Raw genomic sequence first — 1,102 nt, forward strand, 5'->3', positions numbered from 1 at the left:
TGGAAAAGCAGATGGTGCAACATGCCAAGAACCTGGAGTTTGAAAAAGCTGCCATGGTGCGCGATCAGCTGCATATCCTTAAAGAGCAGGCGTTTGGCGCGCCGGGTACCGATAATATTGTTCCAATTTCTGCCGCTGGATCAGGGCGACTTTGATCATTTCTGCTATGAGGGTACCTGGCCGCGCTGCCGGGAGGCACTGCGAAAAACCACAGCCTCTGTTATACTTGACAGAATTAGTCAGGAACAAACCCATAAGAAAAAAGCCCCCCGATAACCGGTTGGACTAGCCTGGCCGAATGGAGGATGGGTTCCCTGAAAGCCACGAGCGCTCAGGGTATTAACGACAGTCAAGCCAACTTAAAGGAGCTTGTTATGCGCCTCACGACCAAAGGCCGCTTTGCGGTCACTGCCATGATTGATTTAGGGCTGCGCCAGAACAACGGCCCAGTCACGCTTGCTGCCATCAGCCAGCGCCAGCAAATTTCCCTTTCCTACCTTGAGCAGTTGTTCGGCAAGCTGCGTCGCCATGAACTGGTGGAGTCCACCCGTGGGCCCGGCGGCGGGTACACGCTGGGCCGTAAAGCCTCCGAGATCACGGTGGCTGACATCATTGTGTCGGTTGATGAACCCATTGATGCAACCCAATGCGGCGGCAAGGAAAACTGCACGGGCGAGGGAAGTCGCTGCATGACGCATGAGTTGTGGGCTTCGCTGAACAACCGCATGGTTGAATTCCTGGACTCCGTGACCCTGCAAAAACTGGTGGATGACCAGCTTGCAAAGGGCGTGGTGATCGAGACCACGCCGCATTTGAAAAAAGCGATTTTTGCGGTGCCCATCGTCAAACCGATTCGTGTGAATGTGCCGAATTCGGTATTTGCCTTGGGTAACGCATTTTCCAAATCCTGACCGGATTTCATCAACGTCATTGTTTTGAGCTGCCAGCCAGCCTTTGAATTAAAGAGCCAGCAAAATGGATACACCACATTTCCCGATTTATATGGACTACAGCGCCACCAACCCCTGCGACCCGCGGGTGGTGGACGCCATGATCCCCTGGTTGCGCGAGCATTTCGGCAACCCCGCTTCACGCAGTCACG

At 54.3% G+C, this 1,102-nt stretch carries 2 protein-coding genes and 1 pseudogene; all 3 read left to right on the forward strand.

Annotated features, from left to right (window positions below; all coding sequences use genetic code 11):
* Positions 1–155 (forward strand): UvrB/UvrC motif-containing protein (locus Q8K05_RS08540; RefSeq protein WP_305246208.1); only part of this gene is annotated, 155 nt, incomplete at its 5' end.
* A 219-nt stretch (positions 156–374) separates the two neighbouring features.
* Entirely contained in the window at positions 375–911 is a 537-nt protein-coding gene (gene iscR / locus Q8K05_RS08545) for a Fe-S cluster assembly transcriptional regulator IscR (protein WP_305246207.1), read from the forward strand.
* Positions 912–975: 64 nt separating this feature from the next.
* Positions 976–1,102, forward strand: a pseudogene (locus Q8K05_RS08550) (IscS subfamily cysteine desulfurase); the annotation flags it as partial.

Origin of the sequence: Polaromonas sp. (genome assembly GCF_030682935.1) — a bacterium.
Classification (GTDB): domain Bacteria; phylum Pseudomonadota; class Gammaproteobacteria; order Burkholderiales; family Burkholderiaceae_C; genus Polaromonas.